Here is a 20172-nt window from a genome sequence, read left to right on the forward strand (position 1 = left end):
CTAACGTCCGTCGTGGAAAGGGAAACAACCCAGACCGCCAGCTAAGGTCCCAAATACCAGTTAAGTGGGAAACGATGTGGGAAGGCCCAGACAGCTAGGAAGTTGGCTTAGAAGCAGCCATCTTTTAAAGAAAGCGTAATAGCTCACTAGTCGAGTCGGCCTGCGCGGAAGATATACCGGGGCTAAACTGGTAACCGAAGCTGCGGATGCCTTCGGGCATGGTAGAGGAGCGTTGTGTAAGCCGTTGAAGGTCAATCGGGAGGTTGGCTGGAGGTATCACAAGTGCGAATGCTGACATGAGTAACGACAAGGGGGGTGAAAAACCTCCCCGCCGGAAGACCAAGGGTTCCTGTCCAACGCTAATCGGGACAGGGTTAGTCGGCCCCTAAGGCGAGGGCGAAAGCCGTAGTTGATGGGAAACAGGTTAATATTCCTGTACTCGCTATTGCTGCGATGGAGTGACGGAGAAGGCTAGGCCAGCACGGCGATCGGTTGTCCGTGTTTAAGGTAGTAGGCTGGGGACTTAGGCAAATCCGGGTCCCTAAGGCTGAGAGCTGATGACGAGCTCTCTTTAAGAGAGCGAAGTGGTTGATGCCCTGCTTCCAGGAAAAACTTCTAAGCTTCAGGCAATAGAGAACCGTACTCGAAACCGACACAGGTGGTCAGGTAGAGAATACCAAGGCGCTTGAGAGAACCCTGGTGAAGGAACTAGGCAAAATGGTACCGTAACTTCGGGAGAAGGTACGCCGGTTTTGGTGAAGGGACTTGCTCCCCGAGCTGAGGCCGGTCGAAGTGACCAGGTGGCTGCGACTGTTTATTAAAAACATAGCACTCTGCAAACTCGTAAGAGGACGTATAGGGTGTGACGCCTGCCCGGTGCCGGAAGGTTAATTGATGGGGTTAGCGTAAGCGAAGCTCTTGATCGAAGCCCCGGTAAACGGCGGCCGTAACTATAACGGTCCTAAGGTAGCGAAATTCCTTGTCGGGTAAGTTCCGACCTGCACGAATGGCGTAACGATGGCCACGCTGTCTCCACCAGGGACTCAGTGAAATTGAACTCGCTGTTAAGATGCAGTGTACCCGCGGCTAGACGGAAAGACCCCGTGAACCTTTACTACAGCTTTGCACTGAACTTTGAGCCTGCTTGTGTAGGATAGGTGGGAGGCTTTGAAGCGAGGACGCCAGTTCTCGTGGAGCCATCCTTGAAATACCACCCTGGCATGTTTGAGGTTCTAACTCAGGTCCGTGATCCGGATCGAGGACAGTGTATGGTGGGTAGTTTGACTGGGGCGGTCTCCTCCCAAAGAGTAACGGAGGAGTACGAAGGTGCACTCAGCATGGTCGGAAATCATGCAATGAGCATAATGGTATAAGTGCGCTTGACTGCGAGACAGACATGTCGAGCAGGTACGAAAGTAGGTCATAGTGATCCGGCGGTTCTGAATGGAAGGGCCGTCGCTCAACGGATAAAAGGTACTCCGGGGATAACAGGCTGATACCGCCCAAGAGTTCACATCGACGGCGGTGTTTGGCACCTCGATGTCGGCTCATCACATCCTGGGGCTGAAGCCGGTCCCAAGGGTATGGCTGTTCGCCATTTAAAGTGGTACGCGAGCTGGGTTTAGAACGTCGTGAGACAGTTCGGTCCCTATCTGCCGTGGGCGTTGGAGATTTGAGAAGAGTTGCTCCTAGTACGAGAGGACCGGAGTGAACGAACCTCTGGTGTTCCGGTTGTCACGCCAGTGGCACTGCCGGGTAGCTATGTTCGGACGGGATAACCGCTGAAAGCATCTAAGCGGGAAGCCTCCTTCAAGATGAGATCTCCCTGGGACCTTGAGTCCCCTGAAGGGCCCTGGAAGACTACCAGGTTGATAGGCTGGGTGTGGAAGCGTTGTGAGGCGTTGAGCTAACCAGTACTAATTGCCCGTGAGGCTTGACCATACAACAGAGATGGTTACTGACGACAAGCGAAAGCTGTTGGATTGTGTGAAGAGACGCACAGAGACTTGCGGTGTATTACTACAGTTTGTTTCACCGACTTATTTGGGTTGGCTGTCAGCGCTGAGCGATCAGCGAGGCAAACGGGCAGCCAAACGGCAAGGCAGAGCAAAAGCTCATAAGACCGGAGCCACCCAAGCCAGTTTGCCTGACGACAATAGAGTTGTGGAACCACCTGATCCCATGCCGAACTCAGAAGTGAAACGCAACATCGCCGATGGTAGTGTGGGGCTTCCCCATGTGAGAGTAGGTCATCGTCAGGCGCCAAATCGAAAGGCCACCCAACTGGGTGGCCTTTTTTTTATGCCCGAAATCCACAGCCTTAACAAACCTGCAAAAATCTGCACGGCCTGTTTGATAACCTCCTGCACAAACCGCCCTTACCTCCCGCAGGCGCGCGCAAAAAACCACCGCTGCTTTTTTATGCGCCTCCCGCGAAGTGGCGTAACGCCTTGATTTAACGGGGATATCCAGTAGTTATACACAAGTCTGTCCATGTCTTCTGTTAGTAACCGGGATGTCATGGAGCAGTTGTGGGTGGAGAGGACAGGGGGCGATGTTTTTTTACGCGCTTAGTGACTGGCGGCATAAAATCGGGGGCTGGGGACAACTATCCCATAGTTATACACAACTCTGTCCATGGTTTTTGTGAGTAACCAGGGTGTCATATGACATTTTTATGAGTTGGCAAGCGAGCAGATATTTCTCGGTTGGCAGATAAAAAAATACCCCGCAGTAGCGGGGTATTTTGGGGATGCCTCAGGCGCTGCGGGTTGGATCACACAGCCTTCGCTGAGGAGGTGTTGCCGGGCTTTTTCCCCTTCAGTATCAGCCAGAGTGCGGCTACCAAAATCGCCGCCTGGAGGCCGATTCCCTGCCAAGTGGAGTAGATACCCAGCCAATCGAAGCTGAAAGAGATCGGCATCGGGCTGATGCCGATCAGTGCCGCTTCCTGAAGGGCTGCAATGGCCTTGCCGGCAAGCACAAATGAAAGTGCCAGCAGTACCAAAGTTGTGACGGAGAAGAATTTGCCGAGTGGCAGTCGCGCCGAATAGCGCACCAGAATCCAGCCGATTACCGCCAGCAGGCCTGCGCCAGCTGCGACCCCTGTCCACAGGGCTACGTACTGGCCTTCCGCGGTCTGGGTGAGCAGGGACTGGTAGAAGAGGATGGTTTCAAAAATTTCCCGGTAGACGGCGATAAAGGCCAGGCCGGCAATGCCCCACAGGGTACCGGCGGTGAGACTTCGATTGACGCTTTCCTGGATATATTTCTGCCAGCTTTCCGTCTGAGTCTTGCTGTGCATCCAGAAACCCACGTAGAAAAGTACTGCGGCGGCCAATAACGCTGCCACGCCTTCCATCACCTCGCGGCTGGCGCCACTGATGGCGATAAATTGCTGTGCCAGCACCCAAGTTGCAAAGCCGGCGATAAAGGCGCTGATCCAGCCGATGTGTACGTACTTGAGTGCGTCCCTGCGTTGTGTTTTCACAAGGATTGTCGTAAGCGCGATCACTACCAGCAGTGCCTCCAGGCCCTCGCGCAGAAGGATAATCAGGCTGGCGATAAACAGCGCTGTGTCGGAGAGGCTGGATTCCTGCAGCAGCGCTCCGGCCTGATCCAGGCGCTGAAGTATATCGCTGACTTGTTGTTCCACTACCTGTGGGTCACTGTTCGGATTCAGCTGTGCGCGCAGGTTGAGCAGGTCGCTTTCAATCGCGCGGCGCAGATCTGCGTCGTGGGAATCCAGCGTGTTTTCCAAAAGTTCGAAGCCGTCTAGATAAGCGCTAACGGCAAAAGTGCGGGCATCCTTGTAATCACCGCGCAGATAGGCCGCCAGCGCTTTCTGCAACTGGCCACGTGCGGTATCCATCGGATCCGCTGAGTCAGAGCTTTTCTTCTCAAATAGGGCCGTCGGGTCGGCACGCAATGCTGCGATGGTGTCCGCGGAGATCTCGGGCCGGTTCTTGTGCAGTACTTGCGGGCTGTACATCACCAAGTCCTGCAAGGCCAGAGGGGAGTCAGAGACATCGCCCACTGAATCAGTGAACGCGAGGCTGCCTACATAGAACGCCAGGGACCAGCGCTGCTGCTCTGTCAGTTGGCTGAAAGAGGCCATAGCTGTGCCGTCAATACCGTTGCTGATAGCGTCGTAGAGGCCGAGCAGCGAGCGGTTTTCCGCGCGTTCACGTTCGTGGAAGTTGGTGGGGGGCGGTTCCAGCTGTGCTGCCAGGGGGCCGTCGCCCATGCCGGTGTCGCCGTGACAGGCCACGCAATTAGCCCGGTAGAGTGTCCGGCTCTCCTCGACGCTGAGCAGTGATTGCGGCAGCGATAGGGTGGGGGCTATGGCGAGCAGCTTTTGACGCAATTGGGCGGTATGTGTCTGTACTTCGCTCAGGCTGGCTTTGCGCCCAATAGCTGTTTGCAGGGCCTGGGCTTCCTTGCGGATGGCTTCAGCTTCCGGAGAGGGGGTGAGTTGACGTCCGCGATTGACCAGCAGATCCGCGAACTCTTCCATCTCTGCATATTCTTCCCCGTTGATGATTTCGCCGTTTTCCACGGCTTCCGAGTAGTCCACACCGATGTATTCGGCCAGTTGCATAAGCTGGCGCAGCTCCTGTTCGGAAAGACCCGACTCCTGAGCCAGGGTGGGAATTGCGGTTAAGAAGAACAGCGCTGCTAAGAGGCGCCTCAAATACTGGGAGAGGGGCATGGGATGTCCTTGTATTGACGCAAAAGACGTTGGTCGTTTGGCGTATAATATTATTGATAATTATTCTCACAATAAAGTAGATATACCCCATCTTTACCCAGGAATTGGCTTTTGAAAGTCATTTTGCACAATGTAACTTTGCGCAATTGAAATAGCCGGAGTCCGCCAATGAGCGACCTTTACTCTATATCATTCCAGAATGCCGATGGCTCCACAGCCTCTCTGGCGGCGTACCGGGGGCAGGTGCTGCTGATTGTAAACACTGCCAGCAAGTGTGGTTTCACTTCCCAATACAAAGGGTTGGAAGCCTTATACGAGAAGTACAAAGATCGGGGATTGGTGGTGCTGGGCTTCCCCTGTAATCAATTTGGTAAGCAGGAGCCGGGCAGCAATGACGAAATACAGCAATTCTGCGCGCTGAACTACGGTGTTACTTTCCCTGTCCATGCCAAGCTGGAAGTCAACGGCCCCGATGCCCATCCGCTATTTGTGGCGCTCAAGCGGCGGGCGCCGGGCCTGCTGGGTACAGAGGCCATCAAGTGGAATTTCACCAAGTTCCTGGTGAGCCGGGACGGTCAGCAGGTCAAGCGCTTCGCGCCCAAAGACAAACCGGAGAATTTGGAATCAGAAATCGAGCGGCTACTGTGACAGGCCCGCTGAGGATGGATCTCTCGCCCTAAGCCGCCAGCTGTGTTTTGCCCTCTACGCCGCCTTCAGGCCAATGGCTTGGGGCTACGGGACACCTTGGTGGGCACTGGGTGTGACCAGCCCTCAATACATAGTGTTGCTGATCCTCTGGGAGTGGACTGGGCAGGGTGAGGGGCTGATAACTGTGTGGCGCGCGTCGGCGCCGTCTGAAGCTGAGTTCGGGCACTCCTGACCCAACGAATGGAAGAGCGCGGACTGGTTGTTCCAGCTTGCGCCCTGTGGTGGGTGGCGATCACCGACGCCGTGCGGGCTTAAACCGAGCGCATGGGCCTTGCTAAAACAATTGTTCAATACGCCGCCACTGTCGCAGCCGGAGCTGGCAAGGCTCCACCGTCAACTGTGTTGGTTGCTGGAGAAGTTTCAGGTCGCAAATTAAAGCGTTGTTTGCCATCGGTGGTTTGCGATTTGCGCAAACAGTACAACAGTGCGGAGGCGCATCCTAAAATTGTGCCGCGCAATGATGATTATTAGGATGGTTGTTGACCAGTTTTACAGGGTGGGGGCATAATGCCAGCACTTGACCGCACTGTTGCGCAGAAATCGCCATGTATACTGTTTGTTTCAATTCCTGGCACCTCTACCGCGCCTTAGCTTTCTCGCTGCGACTGCCGCGTCGCGGCATATAATTTTATTTCTTTACCTTCCGACAGAATTCCACACTGTATTTTTTGGGCGCGTAGACAGCGATTCGCACGCTGTTTAGCCTCGGGCCAGATTAGGAGAGAAGCCCAGATGAACACTAAAAAAGATAAATTAGTCATATTCGATACGACTTTGCGCGATGGTGAGCAGAGCCCCGGCGCCTCCATGACCAAAGATGAAAAGATTCGCATTGCGCGCATGCTGGAGCGTATGCGCGTGGATGTGATCGAGGCGGGTTTCGCCATTGCGAGTCCCGGTGATTTTGAGGCGGTCCAGGCGGTGGCCGAGACAGTGAAGGACTCCCGGGTGTGCAGTCTGGCCCGCGCTGTGGGACCGGATATCAGCCGCGCTGGTGAGGCGCTCAAGAAGGCTAATGCGTCGCGTATCCATACCTTTATCGCCACCTCACCGATCCACATGAAGTACAAGCTGCAGATGGAGCCGGAAAAGGTACTGGAGCGCGCGGTGGAAGCGGTCAAACTTGCGCGTCAATTCACAGATGATGTGGAGTTCTCACTAGAGGATGGCAGCCGTTCCGAGCCGGAGTTCATGTACCGTATCATCGAGGCGGTAATTAACGCTGGCGCCGGTACTATCAATATTCCCGATACCGTAGGTTACGGTGAGCCCGGCGAATACGGGGCCATGTTCAGGCGCGTGATTGAAAATGTACCCAATTCCGATAAGGCAATTTTCTCCACGCACTGTCATAACGACCTGGGATTGGCGGTAGCCAACTCACTGTCCGCGGTAATGAATGGTGTGCGCCAGGTGGAGTGCACCATCAATGGGCTCGGTGAGCGGGCGGGCAATGCCTCGCTGGAGGAAATCGTTATGGCGGTGCGCACCCGCCAGGATCTGTTCCCGGTGGAAACCGGAATAGACACCAGCCACATAGTGCCCACATCGCGGTTGGTATCCTCCATCACTGGCTTTCCTGTGCAGCCGAACAAGGCAATTGTCGGCGCCAATGCCTTTGCCCATGAATCCGGTATCCATCAGGACGGTGTGCTCAAGCACCGCGAAACCTACGAAATCATGCGCGCCCAGGACGTGGGCTGGGGCCACAACCGCTTGGTGTTGGGCAAGCACTCAGGCCGCGCCGCGGTCAAAGCGCGCTATGAGGAGCTGGGTATTCATTTCGAGGATACCGCTGAGTTCCAAATGGTGTTTGAGCGCTTCAAGGCGCTGGCGGACAAGAAACACGAAATTTTTGATGAAGACCTGCAATCTCTGGTCACCGGAACCGAGGCGCCTGTGGAGCGCTATCGGCTGGAGGACCTGGAAGTGCGCAGCAAGTTCGGCAGCCTGCCACAGGCGCAGCTGCGCCTGCTGATCGACGGCGAATCCCACCGCGTCGAAGCCTACGGCAGTGGCCCGGTCGATGCTACCTTCAAGGCGATCGAATCCATCGCCAAGAGCCAGGCAGATCTGAAACTCTACTCGGTCAATGCCGTCACCCAGGGTACAGATTCCCAGGGCACGGTTACCGTGCGCCTGGAGCGCGATGGGCGTTTGGTCAACGGAGTCGGTGCCGATACCGATATTCTGGTGGCCTCGGCCCAGGCCTACCTGGACGCGTTAAATATGCTCGATTCCGGTGAGAACAAGAGAAAAGGCGTTTAAGTGAACGAGTTGCAGCGGGCCGAATATCTGTCGGTAATGGGCGTGGTCAGCTATGTGCCGCGCTTCCTGCTGCCGCATGCTCCAGCGCCGCGCCAGGCGGAGTTGCCCCAAGAGCCCGCACCGGAAAGTCGCGCCCCGGAAGCGATTGGGCCGGCGGCTGTCACCGAGTTGACGGTCGCGGTACCGGCTACGCCCGCCGCCCAGCTGGCGGACCTGGGCATCTTGGAGCCCGGCACTTCCAAAACCACCGTTCGGGCTTCTGATACGCAAAAAACAGTCCCGGCGCGAGACCTATCTGATACGCCGCGGACAGAGCCTGCCCCCGCCCCCTTTGTGCTCAGCTGCTGGTGGCTTGGCGGGGAACTGTTGGCGGTGGACAGCAGGGAGCCGGGAGCGGCACTGCCGGTGGAGGCATTATTCAACAATATTGCCCGCGCGCTTGGGTGGCACCAATTGCCGCGCGAGCAGGACCGCCTGCGCTGGCCGCTGGCGGAGAATCGCTTCGGGCCCGCCGCTTCGGCGGCGGAGGCGCGGGACACCTGTTCCGCCTGGCTGGAGGCCGCCAGTGCGCGCCGCCCCGTCAAGTCCATCTGGCTGATGGGTCGGCAGGCGCGGGACTTCTGTGCGCCGGTCTCGTTGGAAAACACTATCAACGACTGGAAGGGGATCCGCGTGCTCGCTATGCCGAGCTTGTCGGAATTGCTGCAGCAGCCGGAGCGCAAGCGAGACGTATGGCAGTTGCTGCGCCAAGCTTACCCCGAACAGACCCGGGCTCAATGACTTTCCCGCCGGGCGCGCGTTTAATCGCGGCTAACGAAACGCACTGCGGCGCCTTCGCGACGCTGGCTCGCGCTGCCCACTCCCACCCCTGGACTGAAGCCCAATACCGGGACAGCCTGTGCGCTGGACACCAGTGCTGGCTGCTGTTGTCGGTGTGCGGCGAGCCTATCGCCTGTTGCGTGATTTCATCGCTGTTTGACGAAGCGGAAATTCTCGATATTGCCGTGGCGCCGGACTGGCGGCGGCGCGGTATCGCCGGGGCCCTGCTGCAGCGGCTGATCGCAGGCTTGCCGCGTCAGATTACTCGCGTCTTGTTGGAAGTACGCGCATCGAATGTTGCCGCCCTGTCTCTTTACCGCAAACTGGGTTTTTACGAGGACGGCGTGCGTAAAAATTATTATCCGGCGGAAGGTGGCGGGCGAGAGGATGCCGTACTGATGAGTCTCAATACTGCGCGTTGATTCGGCGAGTTTAAACGCTCGAACCAAGTGATCCACGCTGACTTGTGCGATGCGAAATCGATAGCAGACAATAGTGACTCGAATCGCTCCTGGCGCGCGCGGGGCTGATAAACTATTGCCCGGTGTTGCCTACATCCACCGCAATCCGGTGGATTTCAAATTTCCGCAAAGAGTTTTTCATGGCGTTATCGCAAAAGCATCCCTCTCTGCTGGAAGGGTCCGTCGCCGGCCATCTACGCCGGCTGGCACTGCCGATGGTGTGGGGTATTCTCGCCACCATGTCCTTTAATGTGGTGGATACTTATTTTGTCGCCCAACTGGGCAATGCGCCGCTGGCGGCGATGAGTTTTACCTTCCCGGTGGTGATGGTGATCAACAGCGTCGCCATCGGGCTGGGGGCGGGGACTTCCTCGGCAGTGGCGCGGGCCTATGGCGCCGGAGATCTGGCACGGGTGCGGCGCTTGGTGACCGATGCTTCGCTGCTAGCGCTGCTGGTTGCTCTCGTGGTCAGTGGCGTGGGGCTCGCCACCATCGATCCCCTTTTCAGACTGCTCGGCGCCGCGCCGGAAATGCTGCCGTTGATTGCCGACTATATGGTGCCCTGGTACCTGGGTGCGGTATTTGCGGTGGTACCCATGGTGGCCTTGTCGGCGCTGCGCGCCATCGGTAACAGCGCCCTGACCGGACGCATTATGATGGCGGTGGCGTTTTTTAACCTGATTCTGGACCCACTACTGATTTTTGGCTTGCTGGGTTTCCCGCGCCTTGAATTACAGGGGGCTGCGCTGTCAACGGTTATCGCACGGGGTATCAGTTTTTTTATCGCACTTTATTTTTTGATACGGCGAGAGCATTTGATGGCCGTACCGGGCTGGAAGCTCTCCCCGCTGTTGGAGTCCTGGCGGACGGTGCTGGCGGTGGGGCTGCCGGCGGTGGCCACCAATGTCATTATTCCCATGGCCGGTGGTGTGGTGGTAGCGCTAGTGGCCGCGCACGGTGCCGATGCCGTGGCGGGACTCGGCATTGCGCTGCGTATAGAGCCTGTAGCGCTGATTATTTTCTACGCCCTCTCGTCGGTCGTGGGGCCATTTGTCGGCCAGAATGCGGGGGCGGGCAAAACGGCGCGCCTGCGGGAAACGGTCAGTGTGTTGGCGCGCTTCTGTGTCGGTTGTGGTTTCTCGCTGGCGCTAGTGCTCTACGCCGTGGGACCGGCGTTGGCGGGGTTGTTCAGTGACTCCGAGGAAGTGTTGGCAGTGGCGGTGGCCTATCTGACCCTGGTGCCCGCCAGCTACGCTGGCTATGGATTTGTGATGTCCGCCAATGCCGCCTTTAACGGGCTCGGGCGTCCGTTGCCGGCTACGTTGATTTCCTTCCTGCGCGTACTTGGCGTCTATTTGCCCTTGGCTTGGCTGGGCAGTCATTACTGGGGAGTCAGTGGCCTATTTGTCGCTACGGGAATATCCAATCTTCTGTTGGGAGCCCTGGCCTGGTGGTGGCTGCGTCGGGATATCGGCACTTGTGCCGCGCCGGGGGCGGCACAGCCCCAGGCCCGCTAGGCGTCGCTGGCTTTGCTTCCGGGGGGCTCGTTTCTTTGGGGCGCCTCTGTGATCAACGGAGCACTGTAGTCGGTTCCTTATGGAGCCTCTGATTAATTCATTTGGGGCGGATATGAAGCTCAGGTGATAGGACAGATATTTCGAAACCGTCGGATACAGGGAGGTATCCGTCGGAGCTACAGGGAAGTACTCGTGCGTTTTCGAAATATCCGTCCTATTACCTGAGCGCCCCGGAACCTACCATTGTGTTCACACGAATTATTCAGAGGTTTCTTAGGTAATGAGGCGGGCATTTCCTGAACGTCTCCCTGACCTCGAAGTGTCTTTACCGCCGGTAAGCGGATATTCACAGATTTCTCAGGCCCGGATGCGAATGCATCCGGACCCTTTCTCTGTTGCTTTCTCGGGTCAGATGGTTTCGGTGGCTTCGTGCAGCCACTTTTGTGTTTTCTCGTTTACCAGCGGTAGCAGCGTTTCCCGCACTCGCCGGTGGTAACGGTTTAGCCACGCTTTTTCCGCCTCGTTGAGTAGCCCGGTGTCGATCAGCCTTTTATCGATCGGTGCCAGTGTCAGTGTTTCGAATTCAAGGAAACCGTGGTGTTTATCGGACTCCTTGACGAAAACCAGGTTCTCAATGCGGATGCCGTATTGCCCGGTCAGGTAAAACCCCGGCTCATTTGACAGGATCATCCCCGGTTCCAGTGCCACGCCACTGGCGGCTTTGCCGATTCGCTGCGGCCCTTCGTGCACACTGAGAAAGCTGCCGACGCCGTGGCCGGTGCCGTGGGCGTAGTCCAGACCCGCATCCCACAGGGATTTGCGCGCAAAAGCATCTATCTGTTCGCCACAGGTGCCCTTGGGAAAGTGCAGCGTGGCGATGGCAATATGCCCTTTGAGTACACGGGTGAAATGTTCCCGTGCATGCGCGGGAAAATCGCCGAGCGCCAGGGTACGGGTCACATCAGTGGTGCCATCTGGGTACTGCCCACCGGAGTCGATCAGGTAGAGGCCCTCGGGTTTCAGCGGCAGGCTGGATTCGCGGCTGACCCGATAGTGCACTATGGCGCCATTGGGACCATAGCCGGAAATCGCATCGAAGCTGTCGTCCTGAAATCCTTCGCGCTGCTCGCGTTTGGCGCGGAGCAATCCCGCCGCCTCCAGTTCGCCGAATGGGGTGTCGGCAGCGCTTGCGGCCACAGCGTCCGGCAGCTCAGCGAGGAACTCGCACAGAGCGGCGCCATCGCGCTCGTGGGCGGCGCGGGCGCCCGCCAGCTCCACGGGATTTTTACGCGCCTTGGCCCGGGTGACGGGATCCCGCTCTTGCAGCAGTTCGATATCCCGCGCGCGCAATTGCTGCAGGGTCCAGCAGTTAGTGATTTGCGGATCTACCCAGATCTTTGCCACGTGGTGTCGCTGGGCGGCGGTGAAGAGTTCGCTTTTATCGTTGACGATACTGACGTCGTTATCCAAGTGCTCTAACAGCGCCTCGCTAACCGCTTCTGCGGCTAAATAGAGGGTGGCACTGCCGTCGCGGTACAGGAGGCCGCAGGCCAGCGCCACTGGCAGGTGGGGAACGTCCGTCCCGCGGATATTGAACAGCCAGGCACAGACTTCCGGATTCGGCAGCCAGAGTGCGTCGGCGCGCCGCTCCGCCAGCTGGGCGGCGATGCGCGCACGTTTATCTGCCGAGTGCTCGCCGGTAAAGGCCAAGGGATGGGGACGCGCGGGGCCACAAGGGGGCGCGGGCTTGTCGCGCCATATCGCGTCTATAGGATTGTCCTCCAGCGGACGCAGATTGATATCCCGTTCGTTGAGGCGCTTTTTCAATGTCGCCAGGCCTAGTTCCGTGTGTAGGCGCGGATCGTAGCCCAGGGCATCGCCAGGTCGCAGTTGCTCGCACAGCCAGTCGGCAATGGCGTCCATGCTCAGGCTTTCCTGCTCGATGGGCTGGTCGCGCAGCTGCTGCTGGGCTTGTAGGGTATAGCGGCCATCTACGAACAGCGCCGCGTGCTCCGCCGCAATCGCTGCCATGCCGGCCGAGCCGGTAAAGCCGGTGAGCCAGGCCAGGCGCTCGTCGGATGCGGGAACATATTCGTTTTGGTATTCATCTCCCCTCGGCACCAGAAAGGCCTGTACACCTTGCTGTTTAAGCGTTTCCCGCAATGCCTGCAAGCGTTCCCGACTCATGATCCACCTCCAGCAAAAAATGCGCAGTCTAGGACCCATGTGATCAGTTTTCCAGCACTCGCCGCCGTGCCGGCGTGTATAATGCGCGCCTTGTTTTTGCTGAACGCCGAGTTATCGAATCTTAGAGTATGGGCCAGAGTTCTACCCAGGCGGGATACACCGACCGCCGCACCTTCGCGATCATTTCTCACCCGGACGCCGGTAAGACGACTGTCACGGAAAAACTGCTGCTGTTCGGGAATGCGATTCAGCTGGCCGGTTCGGTCAAGGGCAAAAAGGGGCCCCACGCGCGCTCCGACTGGATGACGATGGAACAGGAGCGGGGCATTTCCGTGACCTCTTCCGTTATGCAGTTCCCCTACAAGGGGCGTACGGTCAACCTGCTGGACACCCCCGGCCACGAAGATTTCTCCGAAGACACCTACCGGGTGCTGACCGCGGTGGACTCCGCCCTGATGGTGATCGATGGCGCCAAGGGGGTCGAAGACCGCACCATAAAGCTGATGAACGTGTGCCGCTTGCGTACCACCCCGATCCTGTCGTTTATCAACAAGCTGGACCGGGACATCCGCGATCCTATTGAGGTAATGGATGAAATCGAGGAAGTGCTGGATATTCAGGCGGCGCCGATCAACTGGCCCCTGGGCTCCGGCAAGAACTTCAAGGGCGTCTACAACCTCTACACGGACACCATACATGTGTACGAGCAGGGGCAGGGCCACACTATCCCCGAAGATACCCAGATTAAGGGGCTGGACTCTGATGAGGCGAGTGCGCTGTTGGGCGAGTACGCCGACGATATCCGCGAGGAAATAGAACTGGTGCGCGGCGCCACCCACGAATTTGATCTGGAGGCCTATCTGGCCGGCAAGCTGACTCCGGTGTTTTTTGGCACTGCGCTGGGCAACTTCGGGGTGCGCGAGATGCTCGACGGTTTTGTCGAGTGGGCACCGGGCCCCCAGCCCAGGCCCGCCAACGAGCGCAGTGTTGCGCCGGGAGAAGAAAAATTCAGCGGATTCGTGTTTAAGATTCAGGCAAACATGGACCCGAAGCACCGCGACCGCATTGCTTTTATGCGGGTTTGCTCCGGCACCTACAGCCGCGGTATGAAAATGCGGCACGTGCGCCTGGGTAAGGATGTGAAGATCGCCGACGCTGTGACATTTATGGCCGGCGACCGCACCCACGTAGAGGAGGCGATCGCCGGCGATATTATCGGCCTGCACAACCACGGCACCATTCAGATTGGGGATACCTTTACCGAGGGCGAAAATCTCAAGTTCACCGGTATTCCGAACTTCGCCCCGGAACTCTTCCGCCGTATCCGCCTGAAGGACCCGCTGAAGCTGAAACAATTGCAGAAAGGGTTGCAGCAGCTTTCCGAAGAAGGCTCCACGCAGGTTTTCTTTCCGCTGGACAATAACGACATTATTGTCGGCGCTGTGGGGGTGTTGCAGTTTGAGGTGGTGGCCTTCCGCCTTAAGGACGAATACAAGGTGGAGGCCATCTACGAAAATGTAAACGTAAATACCGCGCGCTGGGTGGACAGTGACAACGCCAAGGAGTTGGAGAACTTCAAACGCAAGGCCAGCACTAATCTGGCGCTGGATGGCAGTGGTCACCTGACCTACCTGGCGCCGACCCGCGTCAACTTGCAGTTGGCTGAGGAGCGCTATCCGGAAATCCGCTTCTATGCCACCCGGGAGCATTGAGAAACCTCGGATGAATGCGCGCGCTTAGGTAATGAGATTAATCTGGCAAAGCGAGGGTTGTCCTCGTGCGTTTTCGCAATGCCTATTCCGTTATCTGAGCATTTCAATAGGCCTGGAAATAGCTTTACCGCCAGGAGGAGATTTAGCCAGAGGGCCTCTTAGAGTCTGGAAGCGAATTCATCAGAAATTCCCTAATAATGACTATGTCCGTGTATTGGTTTGAATTTTGAGAGACTGAGTTAGTGAGCATTCCAAAAGAAATACCCGAAGAGATACCCCGTAAAGGCAATGGGCTGACCAAGGCAATCGGTCTGATGTTTACCCGGTTGCTCGGTTGGCGCCTGGAGGGTGAATTCCCGCGCGAGAAAAAAGTGATGGTGGCGATGGCGCCGCACACGTCCAACTGGGATTTCGTTGTCGCCATGCCATTTATTATGGCGCTTAGAATTAAAATTTCCTGGCTGATGAAAAAAGAGGCCTTTTTCTTTCCATTCAAGCGCTTATTTCTGTGGCTCGGCGGTATTCCCACTGACCGCTCTGCGCCAGGGGGCCTGGCGCAGCAGATCGCCAGGCAATTTCAGCACAAGGATAAGCTGTGGGTGGCGATTATGCCGGAAGGCACCCGCAAGAAGGTGAGCAAGTGGAAAAACGGCTTTTTGCGCATTGCCTATGCCGCGGATGTCCCCGTGCTGCTGGTGGCCTGGGATTTTGCCCACAAATGCATCCGTATCGACTCCCTCTATCATCCCACCGGAGATTTGGAGGCGGACATGAGAGAGATACAGCGGCGCTTCAGTAAATACCGAGGGCGCTATCCGGAAAACCAGACAGACTTCGTGGAGCATCAGCCCTGAGCGGGAGCAAAGGAGCCTGACTTTGATGAATTCGCGCCCGGACCGACATTGCCCAAATAGCGGAGAACCGGCGATAGAGCGCCCGCGGATTCATCAGAGGTTCCCGCTGTGGTGCTGATAGACGGTGGGCTTTCTCTTTTTACCTGCCTGCTCCTGATTTCGGTTGCCTTTACGGCTGGTTTTGTCAGCGCGATTGCCGGCGGCGGTGGCATTATCACCTTGCCCGCGCTGCTCTGGGCAGGTATCCCGCCACTGGATGCTCTGGGCACCAATAAATTCCAGAGCGTTTTCGGTACGCTTTCCTCGACGATTAACTTCTTTCAGAAAGGGCACCTCGACTTGCGTCCTCTGTGGCCGGGATTACTGGCGGCGATAGTTGGCGCTGTGTTGGGGACCTGGAGTGTGACGCAGTTGGGGGGTGAACAATTAGACACATTGCTGCCGCTATTGCTGATTGCCATTGCGCTTTATTTTCTCTTTTCTCCCCGCATCTCTGATATTGATAGCAAGCCGCGCATTTCGAATAGCTTGTTCAATCTCTTCGCCGGTGGAGGCATCGGGTTTTACGGCGGCTTTTTTGGCCCCGGCATGGGATCCATTTACGCGCTGGCTTTCAGCGCACTGCTCGGCTACAACATACGTAGAGCTACCGCGCATACCAAGCCGCTGGTGCTGGTTACTAACGTGACTTCCATGCTGATCTTTATGGCCGGCGGCCACCTGTTACTATGGCTCGCCATCGGTATGTCTGCCGCTCAGTTCGCCGGTGCGCGCCTGGGGTCCAATCTGGTTATTTCTCGCGGTGCGCGCCTGATCAAGCCGGTGATTATTCTCGCTACCCTGGTGGTGGCGTTGAAGCTGTTGCTGGAAGTGTGAGAGCATGACGATCCTACTTACCCTGCTGCTTTCCATTTGCATCTTCGCCCTGATAATCTGGGCGCTCATGCACATGCGTACGCCGCGTTTCCGTATGGAGCGCAAGGATTTTCTCAAGGGACTGGAGGACGTGATCACCGGCCAGGCGGATGACAACGAATGGCGGGTGCTCACCGGTTACCCCATGCGCCACGATCCCGATCTGGAGCAGCTGCGCCTCGAATGTCTGAAGATCGAAGAGGCCGAATACACCGGCGGCTCGCCCTATCTGTTTACCCGGGCGGGACTGGAGCAGTTGCGTGAAGTGCGGCGTAAGCTGTTGGCAGCCGAAAAAGAATCTGATTAATAAAACTACGGAAGCGTTGGTTTATTCGCGCCCTGGCCTTGTGGGTATTTCGCAAGCGGGGGAGAGCTCAGGTAATGGGCGGGTTTTGAAACCGCCGGATGCGGGAATGTAGCGCGCGTTTTCGCACAATCCATTGCATTGCCAGAGGCCCCTGAAACTATCGCAGGCTTGGCCGGATCAACCGGCGCTTCCCCCAGTGTTTTGCCACAGGATAAAACCATGTTGAGACCATTGCTGACTCTTACCGGCGGATTGCTCGCGGCCCTGGCCGTTGTTTCCGCCCAGGCCAAGCCTTTGTCCCAGGAGGATATTTCCGTCGCGGAAGTGCTGCGCGACCGCGCGCTTGAGTCTTCCGACGCCTACAGTCTTGTTGAGTCTTTGACGGTAGAAGTGGGACCGCGCCGGGCCGGCACCGAGGGGGACCGCCGAGCTGTGGCCTGGGCACTGCAGAAAATGAAAACGCTGGGATTTGACCGCGTCTATACCGAGCAGATCGATGTGAAGCGCTGGCATCGGGGCCACGCACATGCGGAAGTGGTTGCGCCCTTCCCGCAGCCGCTGGTGGTCTCCTCCCTCGGCTACAGCGTGCCCACGCCCGAGGGCGGACTGACGGCGGAAATTGTCGAATTTGCCGATGTGGAGGCGCTCACCAAAGCGTCGGCCAAAAAAGTCAAAGGCAAGATCGTTTTTATCAATAGGCGCATGGAGCGCGCACGCACCGGTGAGGGCTATGGGCCCGCCGTGCAGGGGCGCAGCAAAGGTATGCGCATCGCGGCGGAAAAAGGTGCGGTGGCGCTGCTGTTGCGCTCCGTGGGCACAGATTCCGATCGCTTCGCCCACACCGGGATGATGTCTATCGAAGGGGTTGAAAATCCTGTGCCAGCCCTGGCTTTGTCCGCGCCGGATGCCAACTTACTGGAAGCCATGCTCAAGCGCGGCAAACCGGTAGAGGTAAAACTGGACGTGGATAACGAGCTGCTCGCCGATGGCCCCTCTTTCAATGTGATCGGTGAAATCACTGGGCGGGAAAAGCCGGAAGAGGTGATGATCATCGGCGCACACCTGGATTCCTGGGATGAGGGAACGGGCGCACTGGACGACGGTGCCGGCGTGGCTATTGTGCTGGAAACCGCGCGTCTGATCGCCGAGCTGCCGAGCCGTCCGCGTCGCACCCTGCGCGTGGTGCTGTTCGGTGCAGAGGAAATCGGCCTAGTGGGGGCCAAGCAGTATGTGGAAGCCCACCGCAGTGAACTCGACAATATTATTGCCGTGTCCGAATCCGATTTCGGCGCCGGCAAGGTGTGGCGATTTGATACCCGCCTACCGGAAAATAAGTTTGATATCGCCGATCAGATGATGCAGCTGTTGGCGCCGCTGGGGATTGAGCGCGGCAACAACAACAGTCACGGCGGTCCCGATGGCAGTGTCTTTGTCGCCCAGGGTGTGCCCGCATTCGGCCTCTACCAGGACGGCACTGATTATTTCGACTTCCACCACACGCCCAACGACACCTTAGACAAGGTGGACCCGGAGAACCTGAAACAAAATGTGGCTGCCTGGGTGGTGATGTCTTTTCTGGTGGCGGAAATGGAGGGAGATTTAGGTCGAGTGCCGACGGAACACTGAAGTCACCTTTATTCATTCGCTTCCCGGCGGTGAGGGGCCTCGAATTAGCCTTACCACCGGGAAGTGAACTGTTCAGGCGCTTTTTAGCGCTGCTCTCCCCGCAATCCCAATACCTGCTCCCGCAGCGTTTCCGCCCTGGCTGCGGCCGCGTCTAGCGGCTTGCCGGCGACCACACTCACTTTTGACCAGAAACGCCTGGGCAAGGTGGTGAAGGCGTGGCCGTCTTTGTGGCTGAAGAAGCTGCCCCAGAGGCCGCGCAGGGCCATGGGGATGACTGGGACAGGAGTGCGGCGGAGTATCTTTTCGATACCGGCCTTGAAGGGGCCGAGTTCGCCATCTTTGGTCAGCTGCCCCTCGGGGAAGATGCACAGCAGATCGCCGTTTTTAAGCCCTTGTTCTATTTCTACGAACGCCTTTTCGTAGCCCTCTGGGTCTTTTTGTTTCGAGCAGATGGGGATGGCGCGGCCGGTCTTGAAGATAAAGTGCAGCACCGGGATTTCGTAAATGGGCTTGTACATGATAAAGCGGATGGGACGGCGCACAGCGCCCGCCAGGAGTAGGGCATCTACATAGCTGACGTGGTTGCACACGATGATGGCCGGGCCTTCTTCGGGGATTTGTTCAAGTCCTTGGTGTTTGACCCGGTACATGGTGTGGGACAGCAGCCAGATCAGCAGGCGCATTGCGAATTCTGGTACCCGGTTGAATACGAACACGGCCACCGCGGCATTCATCAGGGCGATGACCATAAAGAACTGCGGGATGGTGAAGTCGAGCAGGGTGAGAAATATCAGGCCCAGTATTGCCGAAATCACCATAAACAGAGCGTTCATGATATTGGTAACCGCAATTACCCGGGCGCGCAGGGCTTTGTCGGTGCGGTCCTGAATCATGGCGTAGAGGGGCACTATGTAGAGACCGCCGAAGATGCCGATCAGCGCCAAATGCAGCAGGAAAGACTGAGCGCCAGGGCTGTTCCAGAAAGCGGCCAGGGAGACTTCCGTCAGCGGTGTCAGATTGCCACCGATCACAGACAAAGCGATGCCGCCATAGGTGAGGCCCGCAGCTCCCAGTGGTACCAGGCCGAGTTCTATGCGGCCGCCGGATAGACGCTCACAGGCCAGAGAGCCGATCGCCACGCCGACGGTAAAGCTGCACAGGAGCAGAGCCACCAGGGGTTCGTTTCCACCCAAGACGTTCTTGCCGAAGCTGGGGATCTGGGTCAGGTAGGCGGCTCCCAGAAGCCAGAACCAGGAAATACCGATGATGGAGTAAAAGATCGCCGGTGTTTTGGCTGCTTCGCGCAGCATGCGGGCGGTCTGACGAATCGGGTTGAGATCGATCTGTAGTTCCGGTACGGGCGGGGCGGCTTTGGGAATCGCGCGGCACACCAGGTAACCCGCCAGGGCGATGGCGATGATCAAGCCTCCGATCCAGCTGCTACCCCACTCGTTTCCCCCATTACTGGCTCCGGAAAGAATCGTGCCCACAATGGTACCGCCGAGGATGGCGACAAAGGTCCCCATTTCCACTAGAGCGTTACCGCCTACCAGCTCCGACTTGCGCAGGTGCTGGGGCAGTATTGCGTACTTGATTGGGCCGAAAAACGCGGATTGGAGGCCGAGGAGAAAAAGTACCAGCAGACTCAGGGAATTGCTGCCGCTGACAAGTGCCACTACGCCAACCAGGCTGATACCGATTTCCGCCAGTTTGATGCGTCGGATCAGCAGGCTTTTGTCGTACTTGTCCGCCAGCTGACCGGCAGTGGCGGAAAACAGGAAAAAGGGCAGGATGAACAGGCCGGCGGCCAGATTGTTAAGTGCATTGGCCTGATCCGCGGCGAGGCGGAAGGCGATCATTACCATCAGTGCACTTTTGAAAACATTATCGTTGAAGGCGCCGAGGAATTGGGTCAGGAAGAATGGTAGAAAACGGCGGCTGGCCAGTAATTGGAACTGATTTTTATGGGCCATGGGCCTGATCCCCTATTGGTGTTTTTACTTTATGGTAAGCGAAATGTGGCTGTCATAAAAAAGCCCCGCGATGCGGGGCTTTGGAGCGGGCTGTCACCCGCGTGGGTAATACTG

Annotated in this window: 13 protein-coding genes and 2 rRNA genes (1 of these 15 only partly in view); 12 read left to right on the forward strand and 3 right to left on the reverse strand. The window is 57.5% G+C overall.

Annotation, left to right across the window (positions count from 1 at the left end; all coding sequences use genetic code 11):
- Together A3224_RS02855 and rrf are read left to right on the forward strand one after the other, a co-directional pair.
- Nucleotides 1-1941, forward strand: a 23S ribosomal RNA gene (locus A3224_RS02855) (it extends 938 nt beyond the left edge of the window).
- A 204-nt stretch (nt 1942-2145) separates the two neighbouring features.
- Nucleotides 2146-2261: ribosomal RNA gene (rrf, locus tag A3224_RS02860) — 5S ribosomal RNA — on the forward strand.
- Between the two features lie 515 nt (nt 2262-2776).
- On the opposite strand, the gene A3224_RS02865 is transcribed toward rrf, so the two are convergent.
- Entirely contained in the window at nt 2777-4711 is a 1935-nt protein-coding gene (locus A3224_RS02865) for a cytochrome c/FTR1 family iron permease (protein ID WP_067151216.1), read from the reverse strand.
- 168 nt (nt 4712-4879) lie between these two features.
- Between A3224_RS02865 and A3224_RS02870 the strand changes: the two genes are divergently transcribed.
- From A3224_RS02870 to A3224_RS02890, 5 genes are all read left to right on the forward strand, one after another.
- Nucleotides 4880-5359: a glutathione peroxidase gene (locus A3224_RS02870; protein WP_067151219.1), complete on the forward strand. Its 480-nt coding sequence runs from the start codon at nt 4880-4882 to the stop codon at nt 5357-5359.
- Between the two features lie 792 nt (nt 5360-6151).
- Nucleotides 6152-7687: a 2-isopropylmalate synthase gene (locus A3224_RS02875; RefSeq protein ID WP_067151222.1), complete on the forward strand. Its 1536-nt coding sequence runs from the start codon at nt 6152-6154 to the stop codon at nt 7685-7687.
- Nucleotides 7688-8467, forward strand: coding sequence for a uracil-DNA glycosylase family protein (locus A3224_RS02880; protein ID WP_067151225.1), 780 nt, complete (start codon nt 7688-7690; stop codon nt 8465-8467). It abuts the gene before it with no gap.
- A complete protein-coding gene (gene rimI, locus A3224_RS02885) occupies nt 8464-8928 on the forward strand; it encodes a ribosomal protein S18-alanine N-acetyltransferase (RefSeq protein ID WP_067151229.1) in 465 nt (154 codons plus the stop codon). The genes A3224_RS02880 and rimI overlap by 4 nt, the downstream gene beginning before the upstream one ends.
- Nucleotides 8929-9107: 179 nt before the next feature.
- Nucleotides 9108-10484 carry an MATE family efflux transporter gene (locus A3224_RS02890; protein ID WP_067151232.1) on the forward strand — a complete coding sequence of 459 codons (1377 nt, stop codon included), beginning with the start codon at nt 9108-9110 and terminating at the stop codon, nt 10482-10484.
- 408 nt (nt 10485-10892) lie between these two features.
- On the opposite strand, the gene A3224_RS02895 is transcribed toward A3224_RS02890, so the two are convergent.
- Complete coding sequence (locus A3224_RS02895) at nt 10893-12671, reverse strand: aminopeptidase P family protein (protein WP_067151235.1); 1779 nt, start codon at nt 12669-12671, stop codon at nt 10893-10895.
- A 128-nt stretch (nt 12672-12799) separates the two neighbouring features.
- Between A3224_RS02895 and A3224_RS02900 the strand changes: the two genes are divergently transcribed.
- The 5 genes from A3224_RS02900 (at nt 12800) to A3224_RS02920 (ending at nt 18085) form a co-directional block, all read left to right on the forward strand.
- Entirely contained in the window at nt 12800-14383 is a 1584-nt protein-coding gene (locus A3224_RS02900) for a peptide chain release factor 3 (protein ID WP_067151238.1), read from the forward strand.
- Nucleotides 14384-14625: 242 nt separating this feature from the next.
- Nucleotides 14626-15237, forward strand: a complete 612-nt coding sequence (locus tag A3224_RS02905) for a lysophospholipid acyltransferase family protein (RefSeq protein WP_231902443.1) — start codon at nt 14626-14628, stop codon at nt 15235-15237.
- 108 nt (nt 15238-15345) lie between these two features.
- Entirely contained in the window at nt 15346-16113 is a 768-nt protein-coding gene (locus A3224_RS02910; RefSeq protein ID WP_067151241.1) for a TSUP family transporter, read from the forward strand.
- A 4-nt stretch (nt 16114-16117) separates the two neighbouring features.
- Complete coding sequence (locus tag A3224_RS02915) at nt 16118-16459, forward strand: hypothetical protein (protein ID WP_067151244.1); 342 nt, start codon at nt 16118-16120, stop codon at nt 16457-16459.
- Nucleotides 16460-16678: 219 nt separating this feature from the next.
- Nucleotides 16679-18085 (forward strand): M20/M25/M40 family metallo-hydrolase, encoded by a 1407-nt coding sequence (locus A3224_RS02920; RefSeq protein ID WP_067157344.1) that lies wholly within the window; start codon nt 16679-16681, stop codon nt 18083-18085.
- Nucleotides 18086-18168: 83 nt separating this feature from the next.
- Here the strand turns inward: A3224_RS02920 and A3224_RS02925 are convergent, their stop codons facing one another.
- Nucleotides 18169-20058: an MFS transporter gene (locus A3224_RS02925; protein WP_067151246.1), complete on the reverse strand. Its 1890-nt coding sequence runs from the start codon at nt 20056-20058 to the stop codon at nt 18169-18171.
- Nucleotides 20059-20172 lie beyond the last annotated feature (114 nt).

It is taken from the genome of Microbulbifer thermotolerans, from assembly GCF_001617625.1.
GTDB lineage: Bacteria > Pseudomonadota > Gammaproteobacteria > Pseudomonadales > Cellvibrionaceae > Microbulbifer > Microbulbifer thermotolerans.

Excerpts from the sequence above, each read along its gene's own strand:
- A3224_RS02920 (WP_067157344.1), top strand. The coding sequence starts at position 16,679 with ATGTTGAGACCATTGCTGACTCTTACCGGCGGATTGCTCGCGGCCCTG.
- A3224_RS02870 (WP_067151219.1), top strand. The coding sequence starts at position 4,880 with ATGAGCGACCTTTACTCTATATCATTCCAGAATGCCGATGGCTCCACA.
- A3224_RS02895 (WP_067151235.1), bottom strand. The coding sequence starts at position 12,671 with ATGAGTCGGGAACGCTTGCAGGCATTGCGGGAAACGCTTAAACAGCAA.
- A3224_RS02915 (WP_067151244.1), top strand. The coding sequence starts at position 16,118 with ATGACGATCCTACTTACCCTGCTGCTTTCCATTTGCATCTTCGCCCTG.
- A3224_RS02865 (WP_067151216.1), bottom strand. The coding sequence starts at position 4,711 with ATGCCCCTCTCCCAGTATTTGAGGCGCCTCTTAGCAGCGCTGTTCTTC.
- rimI (WP_067151229.1), top strand. The coding sequence starts at position 8,464 with ATGACTTTCCCGCCGGGCGCGCGTTTAATCGCGGCTAACGAAACGCAC.
- A3224_RS02875 (WP_067151222.1), top strand. The coding sequence starts at position 6,152 with ATGAACACTAAAAAAGATAAATTAGTCATATTCGATACGACTTTGCGC.
- A3224_RS02890 (WP_067151232.1), top strand. The coding sequence starts at position 9,108 with ATGGCGTTATCGCAAAAGCATCCCTCTCTGCTGGAAGGGTCCGTCGCC.
- A3224_RS02925 (WP_067151246.1), bottom strand. The coding sequence starts at position 20,058 with ATGGCCCATAAAAATCAGTTCCAATTACTGGCCAGCCGCCGTTTTCTA.
- A3224_RS02900 (WP_067151238.1), top strand. The coding sequence starts at position 12,800 with ATGGGCCAGAGTTCTACCCAGGCGGGATACACCGACCGCCGCACCTTC.